18 protein-coding genes are annotated in these 20,371 nt (G+C 66.3%); 8 read left to right on the forward strand and 10 right to left on the reverse strand.

The window, feature by feature from the left end:
• The 7 genes from BRW65_RS27505 to BRW65_RS27535 all read left to right on the forward strand — a co-directional run.
• Nucleotides 1-341, forward strand: a 341-nt coding sequence (locus BRW65_RS27505; protein WP_167374107.1) for an MMPL family transporter, incomplete at its 5' end; no start/stop codon positions are given.
• Nucleotides 342-397: 56 nt separating this feature from the next.
• Nucleotides 398-1,516 (forward strand): acyltransferase PE, encoded by a 1,119-nt coding sequence (gene pe, locus BRW65_RS27510; protein ID WP_073880113.1) that lies wholly within the window; start codon nucleotides 398-400, stop codon nucleotides 1,514-1,516.
• A gap of 10 nt (nucleotides 1,517-1,526) precedes the next feature.
• The gene (locus BRW65_RS27515) at nucleotides 1,527-3,260 is read left to right on the forward strand and encodes an AMP-binding protein (protein ID WP_073880115.1); all 1,734 of its coding nucleotides are present in this window, start codon (nucleotides 1,527-1,529) and stop codon (nucleotides 3,258-3,260) included.
• A 31-nt stretch (nucleotides 3,261-3,291) separates the two neighbouring features.
• Nucleotides 3,292-3,942, forward strand: coding sequence for a GAP family protein (locus tag BRW65_RS27520; protein ID WP_073880117.1), 651 nt, complete (start codon nucleotides 3,292-3,294; stop codon nucleotides 3,940-3,942).
• Between the two features lie 66 nt (nucleotides 3,943-4,008).
• Complete coding sequence (locus BRW65_RS27525; RefSeq protein ID WP_073880119.1) at nucleotides 4,009-5,067, forward strand: NAD(P)H-dependent amine dehydrogenase family protein; 1,059 nt, start codon at nucleotides 4,009-4,011, stop codon at nucleotides 5,065-5,067.
• A 206-nt stretch (nucleotides 5,068-5,273) separates the two neighbouring features.
• Complete coding sequence (locus BRW65_RS27530) at nucleotides 5,274-5,702, forward strand: MmpS family transport accessory protein (RefSeq protein ID WP_139273270.1); 429 nt, start codon at nucleotides 5,274-5,276, stop codon at nucleotides 5,700-5,702.
• Nucleotides 5,699-8,608, forward strand: coding sequence for an RND family transporter (locus BRW65_RS27535; RefSeq protein ID WP_073880121.1), 2,910 nt, complete (start codon nucleotides 5,699-5,701; stop codon nucleotides 8,606-8,608). Before BRW65_RS27530 ends, BRW65_RS27535 begins: the two co-directional genes overlap by 4 nt.
• Before the next feature lie 27 nt (nucleotides 8,609-8,635).
• Here the strand turns inward: BRW65_RS27535 and BRW65_RS27540 are convergent, their stop codons facing one another.
• From BRW65_RS27540 to BRW65_RS27585, 10 genes are all read right to left on the reverse strand, one after another.
• Nucleotides 8,636-9,469: a DegV family protein gene (locus tag BRW65_RS27540; protein WP_073880123.1), complete on the reverse strand. Its 834-nt coding sequence runs from the start codon at nucleotides 9,467-9,469 to the stop codon at nucleotides 8,636-8,638.
• 2 nt (nucleotides 9,470-9,471) lie between these two features.
• Nucleotides 9,472-10,209: a diglucosylglycerate octanoyltransferase gene (gene octT, locus BRW65_RS27545; protein WP_073880125.1), complete on the reverse strand. Its 738-nt coding sequence runs from the start codon at nucleotides 10,207-10,209 to the stop codon at nucleotides 9,472-9,474.
• On the reverse strand, nucleotides 10,199-10,873 hold the full coding sequence (gene gpgP, locus BRW65_RS27550; protein WP_073880127.1) for a glucosyl-3-phosphoglycerate phosphatase: 675 nt from the start codon (nucleotides 10,871-10,873) through the stop codon (nucleotides 10,199-10,201). Before gpgP ends, octT begins: the two co-directional genes overlap by 11 nt.
• Nucleotides 10,870-11,259 carry a ribosome silencing factor gene (rsfS, locus tag BRW65_RS27555; RefSeq protein WP_073880129.1) on the reverse strand — a complete coding sequence of 130 codons (390 nt, stop codon included), beginning with the start codon at nucleotides 11,257-11,259 and terminating at the stop codon, nucleotides 10,870-10,872. Before rsfS ends, gpgP begins: the two co-directional genes overlap by 4 nt.
• Nucleotides 11,256-11,912: a nicotinate-nucleotide adenylyltransferase gene (gene nadD, locus BRW65_RS27560; protein ID WP_279627705.1), complete on the reverse strand. Its 657-nt coding sequence runs from the start codon at nucleotides 11,910-11,912 to the stop codon at nucleotides 11,256-11,258. The genes rsfS and nadD overlap by 4 nt, the downstream gene beginning before the upstream one ends.
• A 198-nt stretch (nucleotides 11,913-12,110) precedes the next feature.
• Nucleotides 12,111-13,559, reverse strand: coding sequence for a vWA domain-containing protein (locus BRW65_RS27565; RefSeq protein ID WP_073880133.1), 1,449 nt, complete (start codon nucleotides 13,557-13,559; stop codon nucleotides 12,111-12,113).
• A gap of 6 nt (nucleotides 13,560-13,565) precedes the next feature.
• Entirely contained in the window at nucleotides 13,566-14,441 is an 876-nt protein-coding gene (locus tag BRW65_RS27570) for an AAA family ATPase (protein WP_073880135.1), read from the reverse strand.
• 36 nt (nucleotides 14,442-14,477) lie between these two features.
• A complete protein-coding gene (locus tag BRW65_RS27575; protein ID WP_073880137.1) occupies nucleotides 14,478-15,737 on the reverse strand; it encodes a glutamate-5-semialdehyde dehydrogenase in 1,260 nt (419 codons plus the stop codon).
• A 105-nt stretch (nucleotides 15,738-15,842) separates the two neighbouring features.
• The gene (locus BRW65_RS27580; RefSeq protein ID WP_073880139.1) at nucleotides 15,843-17,288 is read right to left on the reverse strand and encodes a mechanosensitive ion channel domain-containing protein; all 1,446 of its coding nucleotides are present in this window, start codon (nucleotides 17,286-17,288) and stop codon (nucleotides 15,843-15,845) included.
• A complete protein-coding gene (locus tag BRW65_RS27585) occupies nucleotides 17,285-19,525 on the reverse strand; it encodes an adenylate/guanylate cyclase domain-containing protein (protein WP_073880141.1) in 2,241 nt (746 codons plus the stop codon). The genes BRW65_RS27580 and BRW65_RS27585 overlap by 4 nt, the downstream gene beginning before the upstream one ends.
• A gap of 148 nt (nucleotides 19,526-19,673) precedes the next feature.
• Here BRW65_RS27585 and BRW65_RS27590 point away from each other — a divergent pair, with 148 nt between their 5' ends.
• Nucleotides 19,674-20,351 (forward strand): cation transporter, encoded by a 678-nt coding sequence (locus tag BRW65_RS27590; RefSeq protein WP_084188034.1) that lies wholly within the window; start codon nucleotides 19,674-19,676, stop codon nucleotides 20,349-20,351.
• Nucleotides 20,352-20,371 lie beyond the last annotated feature (20 nt).

The raw sequence follows: 20,371 nt of genomic DNA on the forward strand, positions 1-20,371 counted from the left end.
TGGGAGCCGACTACAACATGCTGCTCGTTTCGCGAATGCGTGAGGAATCGCCAAACAGCATGCGTTACGGCATCGTTCGCACTCTGGGTTCCACCGGCGGTGTGATCACCGCGGCAGGTCTGATCTTCGCCGCCTCCATGTGCGGCCTGTTGTTTTCCAGCATCAGCACCGTGGTGCAGGGCGGCTTCGTGATCGGCGCCGGAATTTTGCTGGACACCTTTCTGGTGCGCACCATCACCGTTCCCGCGATTGCTGCGCTGGTGGGATCGGCGAACTGGTGGCCGTCACGAGTGGGGCCACGGCGGCTGCCGGCCGGACGCGCCGAGCCGCAACCCAATTAGCGCGCGCACATGAGGTGTGTGAGACTACGAGACGATTCAAGCGGTCAGGAGTAGGGATGAAGAAACTACTCGCAGGAGTCACGGTGCTGGTAACTGTCGGCGCCACAATATGTTTCGGCGTTGTCACCGCGACGGCCGACGACACACCCATCGGTGGCCCGCCGACCCCCGGGGCGCCGGGTGACCAAACCGCCTTCGCCCTCGGCGGCGCTCACGTTCTGGGCATCCCTTACGACGAATACATTCGCCAGGAGGGCGCTCAGTGGTTCCCCGGCCAGCACCGAGAGATCGTCCGCTACCCGGCGGGCCAGGTTCAGGGCCACGTGCTGGAGCGACTCTTTCCGGGCATCGGCAAAGTCGGCGATGACCTGTTCCCCGGCCTGGGGCTCGACGGCCCCAGCGTGGGCGAGTCGGTCGACGTGGGACTGGGCAACCTGGATGCCGCGATCCGAACGGGTCGTCCCGGCACTGCGATCGGCCTGTCCGAGGGCGGGTTCGTGGTCGACGGCGAGCAGGCCCGGCTGGCCAACGACCCGACAGCTCCCCCGCCGGACAAGCTGAACTTCGCCACGTTCGGCGACCCGATCGGGCGTCATGCCTTCGGTCAGAGCTTCCTGACCGCCATGTTCCCGGTCGGCAGCGTCGTTCCCGCGCTCGACTACACCATGCCGCCGCCGTATGAGAGCCAGTACGACACCAACCGGTTCGTGGCCGCGTACGACTCGATCGCGGACTTCCCCGACCGGCCGGACAACATGTTCGCTCTCGCCAACACGCTGCTGGGCCTCGCCACGGGTCACACCGCGGTGGCCTTCACCAACCCGAGCATGGTGCCGCCGCAGAACATCAGGACGACGATCAACTCTCGCGGCGCCAAAGACACCACGATCATGGTCCCGGAACAGCACCTTCCGCTGGTCATGCCGTTGAAATACATCGGGATACCGGAGGACACGTTGAACAAGCTGGATGCAATCCTGATTCCCCGGGTGAACGCGGGTTACTCGCGAAACGACGACCCGGCGACCGCTCCGGTCCAGGTGGACCCGGTGCACGGCTTCGACCCAGCGGAAGTGACCGCGCCGGCCAACCAGGTGACCTTCGGCGGCGGCGCCGACCCGCTTTCCCAAATCCTCAGCGGCGCCACATCCGTGTTGTCCCACGGCGCCGGCTGACAACGCGCCTATGTCTCAACCAACGATTCTGTCCATGTTGCATGGACGTGCCAGCATGCGGCCCGACGACGTGGCGTACACGTTTACCCGTTACGAAGACGACTGGGCGGGTGTTCCGGAAAGTCTCACCTGGTCGCAGGTGGCCCGTCGAACTCTCAATGTGGCGCAAGAACTTGGCCCGCACGGGTCGGTCGGCGACCGGGCGGTGATCCTGGCCCCCCAGGGCCTCGACTACATCGCGGCGTTCCTGGGATCCATGCAGGCCGGGCTGATCGCGGTTCCGCTCCCGCTGCCGCATCGCGGTTCGAGTCATCAGCGGGTGACCGCTGTCCTTGCCGATACGTCGCCCGCGGTCGTCCTCACCACGTCCGAGGTCGCGGAAGATGTCGCCGAACACGTCGACCAAGCGCGCATGGAAGACGTGCCCAAGATCATCGAAATCGATTCGATGAACCTTGACGCCGATGGCGGAACAAGCTTCCCGACAGCTGATTTGCCCAGCCTCGCGTACTTGCAGTACAGCTCGGGCTCGACCCGCACACCTACCGGTGTGACCATCTCGCACCGTAATCTTCAGGTGAATTTCGAACAGTTGATGCGCGGCTTCTTCGCGAAATCGCATGCGAAGGCCCCAACGGACGCCACGATGGTGTCGTGGTTGCCGTTCTACCACGACATGGGTTTGGTGCTGGGGGTATGCGCGCCGATCCTGGGCGGCTATCGCGGCGAGCTGATGAGTCCGGTCGCATTCCTGGAAAGGCCGGCCAGGTGGATGCGATCCCTGGCTGAGAATCCGTCTTCTTGGTCGGCGGCGCCCAACTTCGCCTTTGACTTGGCGGCTCGCAAAACAAGTGACAGGGACCTGGCCGGGCTCGACCTGTCCGGCGTGCTGGGCATCATCAGCGGCGCCGAGCGGGTCGAGCCGGCAACTTTGAATCGCTTCGTCGACCGTTTTGCTCACTTCAACTTTCGGGACGACATGCTGCGTCCTTCCTATGGCTTGGCCGAGGCAACCGTGTTCGTGGCGAGTGGCACCTGGGGTGACTCGTCGACGGTTCGTTTCGACCTCGACGAGCTATCCGCGGGTCGGGCACGGCGGTGTGCGGGGACAGGCGCAGCGCTGGTGAAATACACAGTGCCGCAATCGCCCACCGTGCGCATCGTCGACCGCGACACAAACCGGGAGTGCCCGCCGGGGTTGGTCGGCGAGATCTGGGTGCATGGCGCCAATGTGGCCGAAGGCTACTGGCGTAAATCGCCGGAGGGGCAGGGCTGTTTCGGCGCGACGCTGGTGGACCCGTCCCCGGGTACGCCCGAGGGACCCTGGCTGAAAACTGGGGACCTGGGTTTCATCTACTCCGGCGAGCTGTTCATCGTCGGCCGCATCAAGGATCTGCTCATCATCCGCGGGCGCAACCACTACCCGGAAGACATCGAGGCGACGGTCCAGGAGATCACGGGTGGCCGGGTCGCGGCGATATCGGTTCCGGTGAACGGTACCGAGCAGCTCGTCACCGTGATCGAGCTCAAGAAGCGCGGCGATTCGGATGAGCAGGCGATGCGCTGGTTCACCTCGGTCAGGGCAGACGTCACTTCCGCCATCTCCAATGCGCACGGCGTGAACGTTGGGGACGTCGTTCTGGTCCCGCCCGGCTCAATTCCCACCACCACGAGTGGCAAGATCCAGCGCGCCGCCTGTGTCGACCACTACAGCCGGCACCAATTCACGCGGTTGGACGCTTAAACCCGGCCGGGGGGGCCCGCCGACAATGGCAATGCTGGTCACTGTCCTGCTGATGGCGGTTGCCGTCAGTCTCGAACCTTTCCGGATCGGCATGACGGTACTCATGCTGAACAGGCCGAAACCGGTGCTGCAACTGCTCGCGTTCCTGGCTGGTGGTTACGCGATGGGCATGACGGTTGGCCTGGTTGTCTTGTTCGTCTTTCGACGCACATCGCTGGGCTCTGCGCACTTCGCGCTGCCCCAGGTTCAGATCCTGGTCGGGCTCCTCGCGCTGCTCGTCGCGGTAGCCGTGGCCGTCGACCTCCCCGCGCGGTTGGGCTCGCGCACGACGAGAATGGCGACGCCGGCTCGACGATTGCTGAGCGGGCATTCGTTGTCCGTCGCCGGAATCGCCGGTCTCGGGATCGCGTTGCCGTCGGTCGACTATCTCGCCGCGCTGGCCGTCATCCTGGCCTCCGGCACCGCGGTCCTGACGCAACTAGCCGTGCTCTTCCTGTTCAACGTCGTGGCCTTCGCGCTCGTGGAGTTCCCGCTGCTGGCCTATCTACTGGCGCCCAAAGCGACCGCAACTTCGGTGGCGGCGCTGCACAACTGGATTCGATCGCGTCGCCGCCTTGACGTTGCAGTGCTACTGGCCGTGGTAGGCGGTGTGGTCCTCGCGCTCGGCGTGGCAGGGCTTTGACCCTTCTCGAACCGCCGCGTAGCGCTGACTAATAATGAGTCCAACCGCACCGGCAAAGGAGCCAGCATGAGCACCACCAGCACCGGCCGTCCCATCCGCGTCATCCAGTGGACCACCGGGAACATCGGACGACGTTCGCTGCACGCGATCATCGGCAGGCCGGACATGGAGCTGGTCGGGGTGTACGCACACGGGGCGGACAAGGTCGGGGTGGATGCTGCCGAACTGGCCGGCTGGCCGCAAGCGACGGGCGTGCGGGCGACCAACGACATCGACGCGCTACTCGCCCTGGGCGCCGACGCCTGTTGCTATAACCCCTTGTGGCCCAAGGTCGATGAACTCGTCCGGTTGCTGGAATCCGGCGTCAACGTCTGCTCCAGCGCGGCCTGGATCACCGGGGGCAAGCAGACGCCCGAGGACCGCGAACGCATCGCGGACGCCTGCAAGCGAGGCGGTTCGACGATATTCGGCAGCGGCGCGCACCCGGGCATGACCAACATGGTGGGCATGGTCCTGTCGGGCGCCTGCGAACGCGTGGACGAAATCCGCATCACCGAATCGGTGGACTGCTCGTCGTACGAATCCGCGGAAACCCAAACGGCGATGGGCTTCTCGCAGGACCCCGATACTCCTGGGCTGGCGGAAACCGTGCGGCGTGAAAGCGAGGTCTTCGCCGAATCGGCCGCCATGATGGCCGACGCGATCGGGGCGAAGCTGGACCGGATGACGTTCGACGTCACCTTCACCACCGCCACCGGGGATTCCGATCTGGGCTTCATGACGATTCCCGCGGGGACCGTCGGCGGCGTCTATGGCTACCACCGCGGCTGGGAGGGCGACCGCAACGTGGTCAGCGTCGGGTTCAACTGGACCATGGGCAGTCATGTGGTGCCCCCCAAACCGTTGGAGCACGGCCACGTGATCCAGGTGTTCGGGCTGCCCAATATGCGCACCGTCCTGCATTGCCTGCCGCCCAAGGAGTGGACGGAACCGGGGTTCATGGGCTTGGGAATGATCTACACGGCCATGCCGGTGACCAATGCGGTCCCGACCGTGGTGGCCGCCGAGCCCGGGATCGTCACGCTGGCCGATCTCCCGCCGGTCACCGGCCGCGTGGCCCGCTAGCCGCACCATATGCCGTTCACCACATCGAAGGCCCCCGGAGGAACGCTTGCGTGCACTAAGGTTTAGAGTGCTTAGCTGAGCAAATAGTCTCAAAGACGGCGGTGCCGTCGACGACGTAGGTGAGCTTCGTGGCAATGCCGGACGGCGGGCAAGCGGAAGGCGGTCAGGTGGTGGCTGGTCAAGACTCGGGTCCACGTGCTGGCACCGTGACGCGGGTGCTCAAGCGGGCGTGGATACCGCTGGTTTTGGTGGTCGTCCTGGCCGTATCGGCATTGATTGTGTCTCGCCTCCATAAGATTTTCGGCTCTCAAGACCTCAACGCGAACGCCGGCAAGGGGATCGAAATCGTGCAGTTCAACCCGAAGGTGGTCGTCTACGACATCACCGGGCCACCCGGGGCCACCGCCAACATCAACTACTGGGACGAGAACGCCAACACCCATCAGGTGAACGCGGCGCCGCTGCCGTGGTCGACCACCATCTCGACGACTTTGCCGTCGGTCAGCGCCAACATCATGGCGCAAAGCGACAGCGGTGAGATCGGCTGCAAGATCACCGTGGACGGCGTCGTGCGAGAACAGCGGAGCTCCGACGGCCACAACGCCCAGACCTTCTGCCTGGTGAAGTCCGCATGAGCAACACGAGTAACGAGACCCAGCGTGACCTGAGCGCGGCCGACACCGGCCCGATCACCACCAAGGGCCTGTCCAAGGCCGAGCGGGGCCACCGCCCATACCTGCCGCACGCGATCCGCATCTTTGCGGTGCCGATCATTTTGGTTTGGTTGTTCGTGACGATCCTGGTGAACGTCATCGTTCCGACACTGGAAAAAGTCGGCGAGGCCCACTCGGCGCCGATGACACCGCTGGACGCACCGTCGATGAAGGCGATGATGCGCCTGGGCCACAATTTCCACGAATTCGACTCCAACAGCACGGTGATGATCGTGTTGGAGGGCCAGCAACCGCTCGGCCCCGACGCGCACCAGTATTACGACAAGCTGATTCGGCAACTCCGCCAGGATCCCAAGCACATTCAGCACATTCAGGACTTCTGGGGCGACCGACTGACGGCCGCGGGTGCCCAGAGCGCCGACGCCAAGAGCGCCTACGTGCAGGTGAACCTCGCCGGTAACCAGGGCACGACGCTGGCCAACGAGTCCGTGGATGCCGTCCGCAAGGTGATCGAGGAGAACAAGGCGCCGCCCGGCGTGAAGGCCTACGTCACGGGCCCTGCCGCGCTGTCCGACGATATGCACATCATCGGTAACGCCAGCCTGGCCAAGATCACGCTGTTCACCCTGGGCGCCATCGCGATCATGTTGCTGCTGGTCTACCGGTCCATCGTCACCACGCTGGTGCAGCTGTTCATGACCTTTGTCGCGCTGGCGTGTTCGCGGGGGGTCGTAGCGGTTCTGGCGTACCACAACGCATTCGGGCTCACCACCTTCGCCGCCAACATCCTCACCATGTTGGCGATCGCCGCGGGGACGGACTACGGCATCTTCCTGATCGGCCGCTATCAGGAGGCGTTGGCCGCGGGCGAGGACCGAGAAACCGCGTACTACACCACATTCAAGGGCGTCGCCCCCGTCGTCTTGGGGTCGGGCCTGACGATTGCGGGCGCAACCTATTGCCTCAGCTTTTCGCGGCTACCGTGGTTCAACACCATGGGGGCGCCCGTGGCGATCGGCATGATCGTCGTGGTGCTAGCGGGCGTCACGCTGGGGCCCGCGGTGGTCTTCGTTGGCAGCCGCTTCCACTTGTTCGAGAAGCAGGCCAAGCGTGGCCGGCTGTGGCGCCGGGTGGGTACCGCCGTAGTGCGTTGGCCGGCACCGGTTTTGGCCGTCAGCGCCGCGGTGGTGCTGGTCGGCATGATCGCCCTGCCGAGCTTCCACACCAGCTACAACGACCGCCATTACCTGCCCTTGTCGGCCCCGTCCAATCAAGGGCAAGAGGCCGCGAACCGGCATTTCTCCGAGGCACGGATGAACCCCGACCTGTTGATGGTCGAATCCGACCATGACATGCGAAATCCGGCCGACATGCTGGTGCTGGACCGGGTAGCCAAAAACGAGATGCGCACGCTGGGCATCGCCATGGTCCAGGACATCACCCGGCCGCTGGGCATTCCGATCCAGCACAGCTCGATACCGTTTCAGAACAGCGTCCAGAGCCAGACGACGATGCAGAACATGAGCTTCCTCAAGGAACGCATCGCCGACATTCTGCGGATGGCCGACGACCTGCAGACCCAGATCGACACCACGCAACGCCAATACGAGGTGTCGCTGGACCTGGCCAACGCCGCCGATGACAGCGCGAAGACCACCGCGGTGACGTCGCAGATCACCGACACCCTGCGTGACCACATCGCCGATTTCGACGACACCTTCCGGCCGATACGCAGCATCTTCTACTGGGAGCGGCACTGCTACGACATTCCCGTGTGCATCGGGTTGCGGTCCCTGTTCGACACGTTCGACGGGTTCGACCAGCTCGCCGAGCAGTTCCACTATCTGACAGCCGATATCGAGCACACCGCCAAGGCCACCCATGACCTGAATGCGCTGTTTCCCACGCTGATCAACACGCTGAAGACCACCAGGGGCATCACGCTCACCCTGTATCAGACGTTCAAGGCGATGATCGACCAGATGGAGGCGATGAGCAACACCGCGATCGTGATGGGTCAAAGCTTCGACGCGTCGAAGAACGACGACTTCTTCTATCTGCCGCCCGAGGCCTTCGACAACCCGGACTTCCAAACCGGCCTTCGCATGTTCTTGTCGCCGGACGGTAAATCGGCGCGGTTCTTCATCACGCATCAGGGCGATCCGATGTCGCCGGAGGGCATCGCGCAAGTCGACGCCGAACGCACCGCCGCGCAGGAGGGCCTCAAGCAATCGTCGCTGTCCGACGCCCGGGTCTATCTGGGCGGAACCGCCGCGACGTTCAAGGACATGGCCGACGGCGAGAAGTACGACCTGATGATCGCCGTGGTGTCCGCCCTGACGCTGATCTTCATGATCATGCTGCTGCTTACCCGGAGTGTGGTGGCCGCGTTGGTGATCGTCGGCACCGCGGCCAGCTCGATCGCGGCGTCATTCGGCCTATCGGTGCTGATTTGGCAGGACCTGTTCGGCATCAGGATCCACTGGATCGTGATGGCGCTGTCCGTGATCATCCTGCTGGCCGTCGGGTCCGACTACAACCTGTTGCTGGTCTCCCGGTTCAAAGAAGAGATCCATGCCGGCCTCAAGACCGGAATCATCCGGTCGATGGCAGGCACCGGCGGGGTGGTGACGGCGGCGGGTCTGGTGTTCGCGTTCACGATGGCGGCCATGTTGGGCAGCGACTTGCGGGTGCTGGGGCAGTTCGGTTCGACGGTCTGCATCGGTCTGCTGCTCGACACGCTCGTCGTGCGCACATTGCTGATGCCGTCGATCGCGACGCTGCTGGGCCGGTGGTTCTGGTGGCCGCAAGTGGTGCATCCACGCGGCGACAACGCGCGGCGGTCGGTGGCGGCAGCCCCCGTCTAAGGCGTCGGCGGCGGCGGCGGCCTCCGTCTAAGGCGTCGGCGGCTGCACGACGACGGCGACGGCCCCGGCGCCGACGTGCAGCGCCAACACCGGCCCCAGCGGGGTGATGATCGCCGGCTCGCAGGCCGGTAACCGCCGCGCCAGCGTCGCGGCCACCTCCTTGGCCCCGTCCGGGTTGGCGACGTGATGCACCGCCAGCGCGGCGGGGCCGTCGCCGGCGACCTGGCAGACCCGGTCGATCATCGCCTCCGTCGCGTGGCTGACAGTGCGCACCCGTTGGGCCAGAACGAGTTTCCCGTCGTCGATGCGCAGCAACGGCTTGAGCGCCAGCGCGGTGCCCAGCCACGCCTTGGCCCCGCCGATCCGCCCGCTGCGGCGCAGGTTGTCCAGTCGATGCACCACCATGAACGCATGGGTCTGCCGCGCAGCCGAATTCGCCGCCTCGGCGACGGCGTCAAGGTCACCGCCTGCGGCCGCAACCCGCGCGGCCGTCAACGCCACGAAGCCGGTGCCCATCGCGGTCGACTTCGAGTCGACGACGCGCACGTGGGGGTCCAGGTCGGCGGCGGTCCGTTGCGCAGCGCCGCAGGTGCCCGACAGTGCGGAGGAGATGTGCACCGCCACCACGCCGTCTCCGCCGCTGTCGGCCAACGCCTGCTGATATGCATCGGCCAGTTCGGCGGGTGTGGCCGCCGCGGTGGTCGCGTGGCGCTGGTAGACGTCCTCAGGGATCTGGTCCACGCCGTCACGCAGATCGACGCCGTCGAGCAGAATGTGCAGCGGGACAACGCGAATCGCCCACTTGTCCAACAAGTCGGCGGGCAAGCGCGCCGACGCGTCGGTCACCACAACGACGGGCATAGTCAGCCGCGCGGTTTCTCAGCCACTACGCCAGCCTCGGCGAGCGCCTTGAGCATCAGCTCGGCAACCGCCTGGTGCGCCTCGAAATTCCAGTGGATGCCGTCGGGATTGCCCCGGCCGGACATGATCTGTTCGGCGACGGCGGCTTTCAGGTCAACCAGAGGCACGTCGTGGGTCTGCGCCCACTCGGTAATCGCCGCCGCCGTTCCCGTGCGACCGTGGTGGGCCCTACCGTAGGTGTCGGCGATGTGCACCGAGGGCAGCGACGCCACGACCGGAATACCGGGCCGGTTGAAATCGATTGCGCTGCGGGTCTGTTCGAGGTATTCGACGCTCAGGTGCGGGGGCAGCGCCGACCTGGCCACCGGTGAGAGCCGGGGCTGTAGCCAGCCGTAACCGTCGCGGACCCAGCGCCGCAAGCGTGGCGGGCGCACGTAGCGGATGAGTTCCCTTAGCGCGGTCGGCAGCACCGACGGCAACGAATCCATGCCGCCGGTGGCGAAGATGACGGCGCCCGCCCTCGGCAGCGCCGCCCAGGCGCGCGGGTCCTGGGTGGCCGCCCACCAGATGTCGCGACAGGTCCAGCCGATGCGACCGATGAGTTCGACGTCCCAATCCAATTGGTTGGCAACGAGATTCGGCCAAATGCGAGGATCGTCGGCGGGCAGACCGCCGGTCGGCCCGTAGTACGCCAGGGAGTCGGCGAAGATCAGCAGGGTGGGCCGAGCATCAGAGGACATCGTTGGCCACCTGCGCCGAAGCGTTCCACACGTCGAGGCGCCAGCGGATGTCATCGAAACCCGCGCCTTGCTCGTTCCAGTGACCGGAAAGCTGCACCCAGCTGGCGTTTCCCATGCCGCCCAACACCGGCCAATTGGCGACCGGAAGCTTCAGCAGCGCGGCCGACAGTGCGGCGATCAGGCCACCGTGCGCCACCAGCACCACCGGCCGATCGGCATGCTGGGGATCACCCCATTCCGGTTCGCTGGCTACCAGTTCGGAGACTAGTGGCACGCTACGGGCGGCCACGTCGACGCGGCTCTCACCGCCATGCGGCGCCCAGGTGGCGTCCTCGCGCCAGGCCAGCCGGGCACCCGGAGCCTGCGCGTCCACGTCGGTGTGCGTCAGCCCCTGCCAGTCGCCGAGATGGGTCTCCCGCAACCGCTCGTCCACCCGGATCGGCAGGCCGGTTCGCTCCCCCAGCCTGATCGCCGTGTCGTAGGCGCGATGCAGATCCGACGACACGATCAGTAACGGCTGCAGCTTGCCGAGGACCTCGGCGGCGGCAATCGCTTGGGCGCGGCCGAGTTCGCTGAGTTGGGAATCCAGCTGCCCCTGCATTCTGCTGCCCGCGTTGAACTCGGTTTGCCCGTGCCGCAACATGATTAGCCGACGAATCGTCATGGCGTGCCGGTCGAGTCGTCGGGGTCTTCGGTGAGGTCCACGGACACCACGGGGCAGTCTCCCCACAACCGGTCCAGGGCGTAGAAGTCGCGGTCTTCCTGATGCTGGATGTGCACGACGATGTCGCGGTAGTCCAGCAGCGTCCAGCGGCCCTCCCGGGTGCCCTCCCGGCGCGCGGGCTTGTAGCCGGCCCTGCGCATCTTCTCCTCGACCTCGTCGACGATGGCGTTGACCTGCCGCTCGTTGGACCCCGAGGCGATCACGAAACAGTCGGTGATGAACAGCTGGCCCGACACGTCGATCACGACGACGTCGTCCGCCAGCTTCGAGGCGGCCGCGCCGGCGGCGACGGTCGCCATGTCGATGGCCTCCTGCGTGGCGGTCATGTGTTGTTCCCGGCGGGCAGGGTTGATCGGCTCACGGTGTCCTTCGAGTGGTCGCCGGCACGGTACAGCCGGCGCTTGGAGACGTATTGCACGACGCCGTCGGGCATCAGATACCACAGGGGTCGGCGTTGTTCGGCGCGCAGCCGGCAATCGGTCGACGAGATGGCCAGTGCGGGGATCTCGACGAGCGTCAGCACATCCTCGGCCAGCTCGCCCAGCACACCGGTGATGTGTTCACGCCGGAGCTCGTATCCGGGCCGGCTGACGCCGACGAATCGCGCCAAGTCGAACATCTCCTGCCAGCCCTGCCACGACAGGATGGAGGCGAGCGCGTCGGCGCCGGTGATGAAGTACAGCTGCGAATCCGGGTTGAGGGCGTGCAGATCCCGCAGGGTGTCCTTGGTATAGGTGGGACCGGCGCGATCGATGTCGACCCGGCTCACCGAGAAGCGCGGGTTAGACGCGGTGGCGATCACCGTCATCAGATACCGGTCCTCCGCCGCGGAAACGTGCCGGTCTTTTTGCCAGGGCTGGCCGCTGGGCACGAACACCACTTCGTCGAGGTCGAACAGGTCGGCGACCTCGCTGGCGGCCACCAGGTGCCCGTAATGGATGGGATCGAACGTCCCACCCATCACACCTAGCCGGCGCAGCTCCTTTTGCACGGTTTGCCAGCTTACTTGAGGCCCCCGATCAGGCCCGATTCGTCAGCCCGGCCGCAGCCGCCCCGGGGCCGCCCGCGTGGGCTCGGCACGCTGGCGTGACTCTCGGCGCTCACGGTCACCCTGGCGTGGCGCTGGGCGGCGGGGCCGGTGCCCCCATGTCCCGGCGCCTAACGACAGGGCAACGCCCTAGACCGGCAGCAGCTGGTCGATCACCGCTGCCAACTGTTTGGCCGACCGGCACTCGTGCATCGTGATGACCTCTTGATAACGCGGCACCGCCGAGTCGCCGCTGCCCCACAGGTGCTTGGGCTCGGGATTGAGCCAATGCGCGTGCCGGCTGGCGGTCACCATGTGGGACAGCAGCTCGGTCTCCGGATTGCGGTAGTTGGTGCGCCCGTCGCCGAGCACCAGCAGCGAGCTGCGCGGCGACAGCACGTTGGGGAACGCCTGCGCGAACGACGCGAACGCGTTGCCATAGTCGGAATGCCCGTCGCGGCTGAACACACCGGCCTCCCGGGTGATCCGCTGGATCGCCACGGCCAGATCGGCGTCCGGCCCGAACATGTGCGTCACCTCGTCGGTGGTGTCGATGAAGGCGAAGACCCGCACGCGCGAAAACTGTTGGCGCAGGGCGTGTACCAGCAGCAGAGTGAAGTGACTGAAGCCGGCGACGGAGCCGGACACGTCGCACAGCACCACCAGTTCCGGCCGGGCCGGGCGGGGCTTGGCCAGCACCACGTCGATCGGCACGCCGCCGGTGGACATCGACTTGCGCAGCGTCTTGCGCAGGTCGATCACGCCCGCGCGCGACCGTCGCCGCCGGGCGGCGAGCCGGGTGGCCAGCGTGCGCGCCAGCGGCGCCACCACCCGTTGCATCTGGCGCAGCTGTTCGCCCGAGGCGCGCAGGAACTCGACGTTCTCCGAAAGCTGTGGGATGCCATACATCTGGACGTGGTCGCGGCCGAGTTGCTCGGCGGTGCGCCGTTTGGTCTCGGCGTCTACCAGCTTGCGCAACTGGGTGATCCGTTGCGCGGCCATGGCTTTGGCGATCTGCTCCTGGGTGGGCGTGGGCTCGTCGCCGTACGGGGCGAGCAGCCCCGCCAACAGCTTGCCCTCCAGCTCGTCCAGCGCCATCGCCTTGAGCGCCTGATACGAGGAGAACGAGGGGCCGCGGCTGGAACTGTACTTGCCGTAGGCCTCCACAATGCGCGCGATCATCGCGACGAGCCGCTCGTCCATGTCGGCTAGGTCGGGATTCTCGTTGAGCAGGTCCAGCAGCATCTGCCGCATCGCCTCGACGTCGTCTGGCGGCAACGAGTCGTCGCCCTGCGGGCCGTCGGCTCCTTCGTCGGCGACCACCGCGCGTGCGCCCAACGCCGCGGGGAACCACAGGTCGAACATGGCGTCGTAGGTGTCGCGGTGATCGGGTTGGCGCAGCACGGCGCAGGCGATGCCCTCGCGCAGCACCTCACGATCACCCAAGCCGAGGGTCGCCATCACCCGGCCGGCGTCCACCGTCTCGGATGGTCCCACCGAAATGCCAACGCCGCGAAGCGCTTCGACGAAGCCGACCAAGTGGCCCGGCAGTCCGTGCGGGGCGAGGGGACGGCTGGGGCGGATGCGGCGGGGGGCCATGGGTACCTAGTTCAACCGTAGCTCGCCGCTTGCGCGCTGCTGATCGGACTGATGCTTGAGGACGACGCCCAGTGTGGCGGCAACGACGGCGTCGTCGATGGTGTCCAGGCCCAGCGCCAGCAGGGTGCGACCCCAGTCGATGGTCTCGGCGATGGACGGGACCTTCTTGAGTTGCATGCCGCGCAGCACGCCGATGATGCGCACCAGCTCGTCGGCGAGGTGCTGGGGCAGCTCGGGCACGCGCGACAACAGGATGCGGCGCTCCAGTTCGGGACTGGGAAAGTCGATGTGCAAGAACAGGCACCGGCGCTTGAGGGCCTCGGACAGCTCCCGGGTCGCGTTGGAGGTCAGCACGACGAACGGCGTCCGCTCCGCGGTGATCGTGCCCAATTCGGGGACCGTCACCGCGAAGTCGGACAGCACCTCGAGCAGCAGGCCCTCGATTTCGATGTCGGCCTTGTCGGTCTCGTCGATCAACAGCACGGTGGGGTCGGTGCGCCGGATGGCGGTCAGCAGCGGCCGCTGCAACAGGAACTCCTCGCTGAACACGTCGTCCTTGGTCTGGTCCCAGTCCCCCGAGCCGGCCTGAATACGAAGTATCTGCTTCGCATGGTTCCACTCGTACAGGGCGCGTGCCTCGTCCACCCCCTCGTAGCACTGCAGGCGGACCAGTCCCGAGTCGGTCGCCTGGGCGACGGCGCGGGCGAGTTCGGTCTTGCCGACACCGGCGGGACCCTCCACCAGCAACGGTTTGCCGAGCCGGTCGGCCAGGAACACGGCGGTGGCGGTGGCGGTGTCGGGCAGGTAACCGGTCTCGGCCAACCGTCGCGAGACGTCGTCGATGTCGGCGAACAACGGCCTGGGCCGGGCGGGGACGCTCACTATCTGGGTTCTCCTAAAGCACTTTTCGTCGCGTCGTCAGGCGGGCCGGACTTGCCCGTCGCCCCACGCAATCCACTTGGTCGAGGTCAATTCCGGCAGCCCCATCGGGCCACGCGCATGCAATTTCTGCGTGGAGATGCCGATTTCGGCGCCGAAGCCGAATTGCTCGCCGTCGGTGAACGCCGTCGACGCGTTGACCATCACCGCGGCCGCGTCGACGCCTTCGCTAAACCGTTGGGCGGCAGCCATATTGCTGGTCACGATCGCCTCGGTGTGCCCGGTCCCGTACTCGTTGATGTGAGCGACCGCGGCGTCGATGCCGTCCACCACCGCAACGGCGATGTCCATCGACAGGTACTCGCGGCGCAGATCGTCCTCCCCGGCGTCCGCCGAAACCCCGCCGTGCACGGTCACACCCGCATTCTCGAGGGCGGCCACCAATCGGGGCAGCGCCTTCTTCGCGATCGCGGCGTCCACCAACAGCGTCTCGGCGGCGTTGCAGACGCTGGGGCGGCGGGTCTTGGAGTTCAGCAGGATTCGTTCCGCGAGGTCCAGGTCGGCTCCCTCGTGCACGTACACGTGACAGTTGCCCACACCCGTCTCGATGGTGGGCACCTGCGCGTCGCGAACCACCGCATCGATCAGGCTCGCTCCCCCGCGCGGGATCACGACGTCGACCAGGCCGCGGGCCTGGATCAGGTGCGTCACCGTGGCGCGGTCGGCGGCTGAAAGCAGTTGCACCGCATCGGCGGGCAGGTCCTCACTGACCAGCGAGGCGCGCAGCACCTGCACCAGCGCCTGATTCGATCGGGCCGCCGAGGAGCTGCCCCGCAGCAGCACCGCATTGCCCGACTTGAGCGCCAGACCGAAGGCGTCGACGGTGACGTTGGGCCGGCCCTCGTAGATCATGCCGACGACGCCGAGCGGCACGCGCTGTTGCCGCAGATGCAAACCGTTGGGCAGGGTGTAACCACGCAGCACCTCTCCGACCGGGTCGGGCAGGCCGGCGACCTGGCGCAGGCCGGCGGCGATCCCCTCGACGCGTTTGGGGTCCAGCGCCAGCCGGTCGAGCATCGCGGTCGGGGTACCGGCGGCTTCGGCCGCGCTGAGATCTTCGGCGTTGGCGGAGAGAATCAGATCGGTATGAGCCGCTATCGCGTCGGCCGCGGAGCGTAGCGCCTGGTCCTTGGCCACCGTCGGCAACAATGCCAGGACGCGGGAGGCGACCCGGGCGCGGCGAGCGGCGTTGTGGACCTCCCGGCGCAAGTCAGGAAGCGAGGGTGCCTGCAGACTCATTGAACCAGGGTATCGGGCGTTAGCCAGCCGAGCGCGGCGGCCCGGGTATTACGCCATTCGCTCCGCGCGTAACGCGCCCCACCGAGATTCTTGAGCGTCGCCGGGTCAACGCACCGGCTTCGCCGGCTCCGGCGGCGCAACTTGGGCATGCCCGACCCGGTCGCGGTGGGCGGCCTCTCGCACCTTGGTCTGCCGCTCTTCGATCAGTCGACCTAAGTCTTGAAGTAGCAACGGTTTACGCATCACGAGATGCTCGAGGTGCTCACGCTCGATCTGCAGCGCCGTCACCTCGTCCAGCGCGTACGCGCCGGCCAGGTTGGGTTGACGAGTCAGCGCGGTCAGGCCGAGGAACGATCCCTCGTCGAGGATGCTGGCCGGCACCACCGACCCGTCTTCGGTCGTCGCCGTCAAGCGAACCCGGCCGGCGACCAGGAAGGTCATGCCGGAGGACACCTGACCGGCGGACTCGATGATTTCGTCGGCACCGTAGCGGACGAGCTTGGCGTAGGGCACCAGCGATTGCTGATCGGTGTGACTGAGCCGCAAGGCCGGCGCGACCACCGTGCGCAGCGCTTTCTCCACGCGCTGCTTGGTGGAGTAGTTGTCGTCGGCACCGTCCAGCCGCAGGCGGGCCCGCCGCGCGGCGTACCAAACCCAGCGCAGGAAGGTGGCTTCGGTGGCTTCCGCGTCGGCGGGCGACGTCAACCGGATGGTGGTGCGGTATTGGGCGCCGCCCAGCGCGACCGTGGTGGGCAACACCTCCGGTTTGCGGGCCGGCAGCGCACCCGCGACGCGCGTCAGCATGGCGCACACCTTGTCCGGGGAGTCGCCGGCCGCGAATTTGGTGGTGATCGCACAGTCGTATGCGCGCGACGGGCGGCTCAGGTTCGTGAACGAGGTGCTGGCCAGCATCGAGTTGGGCATGATGCGGATCCCGCTGCCGGTGTCGATGTGGACGGACCGCCAGTTCACTTCGACGACACGCCCCCGCGTCGTACCGGTGTCCAGCCAGTCGTTGATCCGGAACGGCTGCTCGAACAGCATGAACAAGCCGGAAACGACCTGTCCGACGGAGTTCTGCAGCATCAGGCCGATGACCACCGAGGTGATGCCCAGCGCGGTGAACAGGCCGCCGATCCGGACGCCCCAGATGTAGGAGAGCATCACCGCCAGCCCGACGCCGATGACTCCGAAGCGGGCGACGTCGATGAAGATGGCGGGCAACCGCTTGCGCCAGCTTTCTTCGGGCGCGCTCTCGAACACGGTGGCATTGAGCGCGGAAAGCACCAACACGAGCACCAGCAGCCCGAAGACCGTGGTGAGGATCCGCACCGAGCCGTCCCCGGCCGGAATCTGCGAGGCCTTCACGACCAGGAGCAGCAGCGCACCCAGCGGCAGCAGGTAGTTGCGCAGCAGGCTTACCTGCCTGGCCAGGTGGCTTCTCCGTCTGACCAGCGTGCGGTGCAACTCGGTGAGCAGGATCAAACAGACCGGGAATCCGACGGCGATCCCGATCGCCCAGTAGAACCACGACGATTCGAACAGGTTCATGACCGCTCCGCCAACCGGTAGATGGCCTGCTCGGTACCGCCGACCGAGATGGTGCCGGCGGGAGCGAACTGGCGCACGTCACGCATCGCCTCATACACCTGCGACGCGACGTAGATGCCCGACTGATCTGAACCGCTTTGCATTTGGTAGGCGAGGCTCACCGCGGCGCCCCACATGTCATAGACCAGCCCCGAGCGGCCGACCAGACCGCTGATGACGTTGCCGGTGCTGATGCCCACCCGTAGGCGCAACTCGTGACCGGTTTGGCTGTTGAACCGCTCGATGATGTGGCGCATTTCGAGCGCGAAGTCGACGCTTCGATGGATGCTGTCCAGCCGCGGCGTCACCACGCCGCAGCTGGCGAGGTAGCCGTTGTGGAAGGTGCGGATTCGCTCGACGCCGAGAGATTCTGCGGCCGAGTCGAATTGCCGGAAAAGTTCGTCGACGATCCCCACCAGTTCGTCGCCGGATACGTCGACGGACACCTCGTCGAGTCCGACGATCTCGGCGAAGATGACGGCCACGTCCTGGTGCTCCTGTGCGATGGTCTCCTGGCCCTCCCGATATCGCTGGACGACGGACTCGGGCATCAGCGCCAACAACAACCGGTCATTTTCCCGGCGCTGTTCGTTGAGCAACTCCTCCTTGATCGCCAGGTTGCGGCTCATCTCGTTGAAAGCCGCGGTGAGCTCGCCGATTTCGTCGCGCGTCTTCACCGGGATGTTGACCTCGTAGTCACCGGAGCTGATCTTCTGCGTGCCGGCCTGCAGCCGACGGATCGGGCGTAACATCAGCTGGGCCAGCACCATCGACGCCACGCAGATGGCGAAGATCATGATCGACACAGCCAGCACGAGCGTTCTGCTGAACCGGCCGAGGCGTGCGAAGGCATCGGAGTTGTCGCGCGTCGCCAGGATCGACCAGTGCAGGTCGGAGTTCGGCACCGTCAGCGGGGCGTAGGCCTCCAGCTCCCTATTGCCCAGATAGTCGGTGGCGCTGACGACTCCGGTTTGTCCGCGTTGGGCGGCGCGAAGACCCGCGGTCGGGACCGGCTGCACCAACGTCGTGCCACCAAGGCGGATCGCTTCCTCCACGACGTCGGGCGGGGTGCCGGAAGCCACCGCCTCGCGCTGGTACTCGGCTCGATCCTCGAGGAAAAGCCTTGAGTCGGAACGCATCAGGTTATCGGGGCCGGCCAGGTACGTCTCCGTTGCCGGGCCCATTCCGGCGGCCTCCCAATGCTTGTCGGCGGTCATGATCTTGTTGATCTTCGAGATCGGCAGCGGGAGCGCCATCACGCCGTTGAACTTGCCGTTCATCCCCACCGGCGAAACCACCCACGCCGTCGGGGCGTCGAGTTGCGGCTGGTAGGGCTGGAAGTCGGTGATCCAGACGAAGTCGAGATCGTTGGAGCGCAAAGCCTTTTGGTACGCGTCCCGCAGATTGGATTCGCGGTACGGGCCGGTCAGAATATTGGTGCCCAAGTCTGGGCCCTTGTTCACCGAGAACACGACGTTGCCCTGCATGTCCAGCAACAGCGCGTCGGGGTATTCGAAACGGGTGACGATGTCGCGCATGTAGAAGCTGTAGCGGGCGCTGGCCGCCGACCAGGCGCTACCGTCACCCGCGTCCTCGACCCTCCTCGCCTCGGCGGCCGATGGGTACTGCGCGGTGTAGTTGGCCTGAAGGTACTTCTGCGCGTTGGAACTCGGGAAGATCGCGTTGCGGTCGAGTTCCTCACCGGTGATGCGCTTGATCGGCTTGATCATGTTGTTGTCGTAGTAGTTGACGAGCGCTTGCTGCTGGGGCGGCGTGATCGTCGCGTTGGACAACTGCGCGAAGCCGTCGGTGAACGCCGTGGTGGCCTCGACGATGCTGAAGCCGCCGCTGTAGACGATCAGGGAATTCGTGACCTCTTTGAACAGCGACTGCACCTGCCGCCCCTGGGATTCGCGGAGCTCGGTTAACCGCTCGGATTCGACTTGGCGCAACGCGTTGCGACCCGACGATACCCCGATGAAGGCGATCACCCCGATCGACAGGATGCTGCACAACAGCAGCGTCAGCAAAAGCTTGGATTGGAGGCCGATCCGGAAGAACCGACGACGGCGATACTTAGGGCCTTTGCCGGCCTCGCTCGCCTGCGTCACAACCGATTCGGCCGGGCCGGGAGCCGGGGCGGGCGCCGGTGCGTTCTCCGAAGCCGGCTCAGCGTCCCGTACCTCGCTCGATGTCACTCGACTTCGCCCTTCCTGGACAGGCAGCATCGCTCACGCAGCACACTAGCGCGCGCCTCTCAAGATATGGGCGATTGCGGCAAAGCGTTCGAGGCGAAGAACGCTCGGACCTTCATCGACCCGACGGAGTGCACCTATCCTTGGCGCTATGAGCGACTCGTGCGCGGACGGTTGCGGTTGCGGCGCCAGCGACGTGGCTACCATCCGGGGTGCCGAGCGCGACGCCGAATGGATACGGGCGGCGCGCTGGGCGCGATGGCTCGCGTGGGCGAGCCTGCTCTGGATGTGCGCGGAGGGCGCGCTCGGGCTGTGGCAGGGGTTCACCGTCGGGTCCATCTCGCTGATCGGTTGGGCGCTCGGTAGTGCGGTCGAGGGCTTGGCGAGCGTGATCGTCGTGTGGCGATTCACCGGTGACCGGATGCTGTCGGAGACCTCGGAGCGCCGGGCGCAGCGCGGGGTGGCCGTCTCGTTCTGGCTCATCGCGCCCTACATCGCTGTCGAATCGGTCCGGAATCTGCTCACCGGCGCCCACCCCGGCACGACGTTGATCGGGATCGCCTTGACCGCGGCGGCGCTGGTCTTGATGCCGCTGCTGGGATGGGCTAAGCGGCGGCTCGGCGGGCGCCTGAACTCACGCGCCACCGCCGGGGAGGGCACCCAAAACTATCTGTGCGCCGCGCAATCCGCGGCGGTGCTGCTGACGCTCGCCGTCATCGCCGTGTGGTCGGGCGGCTGGTGGCTGGACCCGGTGGTCGGACTGGTCATCGCCGGTGTCGCGGTCCGCGAGGGTTTCCAGGCGTGGCGCGGCGAGGACTGCGGATGTTGACACCCGCGCCAAAATGGTGG

This window comes from Mycobacterium paraffinicum, assembly GCF_001907675.1.
GTDB classification, from domain to species: Bacteria; Actinomycetota; Actinomycetes; order Mycobacteriales; family Mycobacteriaceae; genus Mycobacterium; species Mycobacterium paraffinicum_A.

Coding starts and splice junctions, on each gene's coding strand:
- pe (WP_073880113.1), top strand. CDS start 398: ATGAAGAAACTACTCGCAGGAGTCACGGTGCTGGTAACTGTCGGCGCC.
- BRW65_RS27515 (WP_073880115.1), top strand. CDS start 1,527: ATGTCTCAACCAACGATTCTGTCCATGTTGCATGGACGTGCCAGCATG.
- BRW65_RS27520 (WP_073880117.1), top strand. CDS start 3,292: ATGCTGGTCACTGTCCTGCTGATGGCGGTTGCCGTCAGTCTCGAACCT.
- BRW65_RS27525 (WP_073880119.1), top strand. CDS start 4,009: ATGAGCACCACCAGCACCGGCCGTCCCATCCGCGTCATCCAGTGGACC.
- BRW65_RS27535 (WP_073880121.1), top strand. CDS start 5,699: ATGAGCAACACGAGTAACGAGACCCAGCGTGACCTGAGCGCGGCCGAC.
- BRW65_RS27540 (WP_073880123.1), bottom strand. CDS start 9,469: ATGCCCGTCGTTGTGGTGACCGACGCGTCGGCGCGCTTGCCCGCCGAC.
- octT (WP_073880125.1), bottom strand. CDS start 10,209: ATGTCCTCTGATGCTCGGCCCACCCTGCTGATCTTCGCCGACTCCCTG.
- gpgP (WP_073880127.1), bottom strand. CDS start 10,873: ATGACGATTCGTCGGCTAATCATGTTGCGGCACGGGCAAACCGAGTTC.
- rsfS (WP_073880129.1), bottom strand. CDS start 11,259: ATGACCGCCACGCAGGAGGCCATCGACATGGCGACCGTCGCCGCCGGC.
- BRW65_RS27565 (WP_073880133.1), bottom strand. CDS start 13,559: ATGGCCCCCCGCCGCATCCGCCCCAGCCGTCCCCTCGCCCCGCACGGA.
- BRW65_RS27575 (WP_073880137.1), bottom strand. CDS start 15,737: ATGAGTCTGCAGGCACCCTCGCTTCCTGACTTGCGCCGGGAGGTCCAC.
- BRW65_RS27580 (WP_073880139.1), bottom strand. CDS start 17,288: ATGAACCTGTTCGAATCGTCGTGGTTCTACTGGGCGATCGGGATCGCC.
- BRW65_RS27590 (WP_084188034.1), top strand. CDS start 19,674: ATGAGCGACTCGTGCGCGGACGGTTGCGGTTGCGGCGCCAGCGACGTG.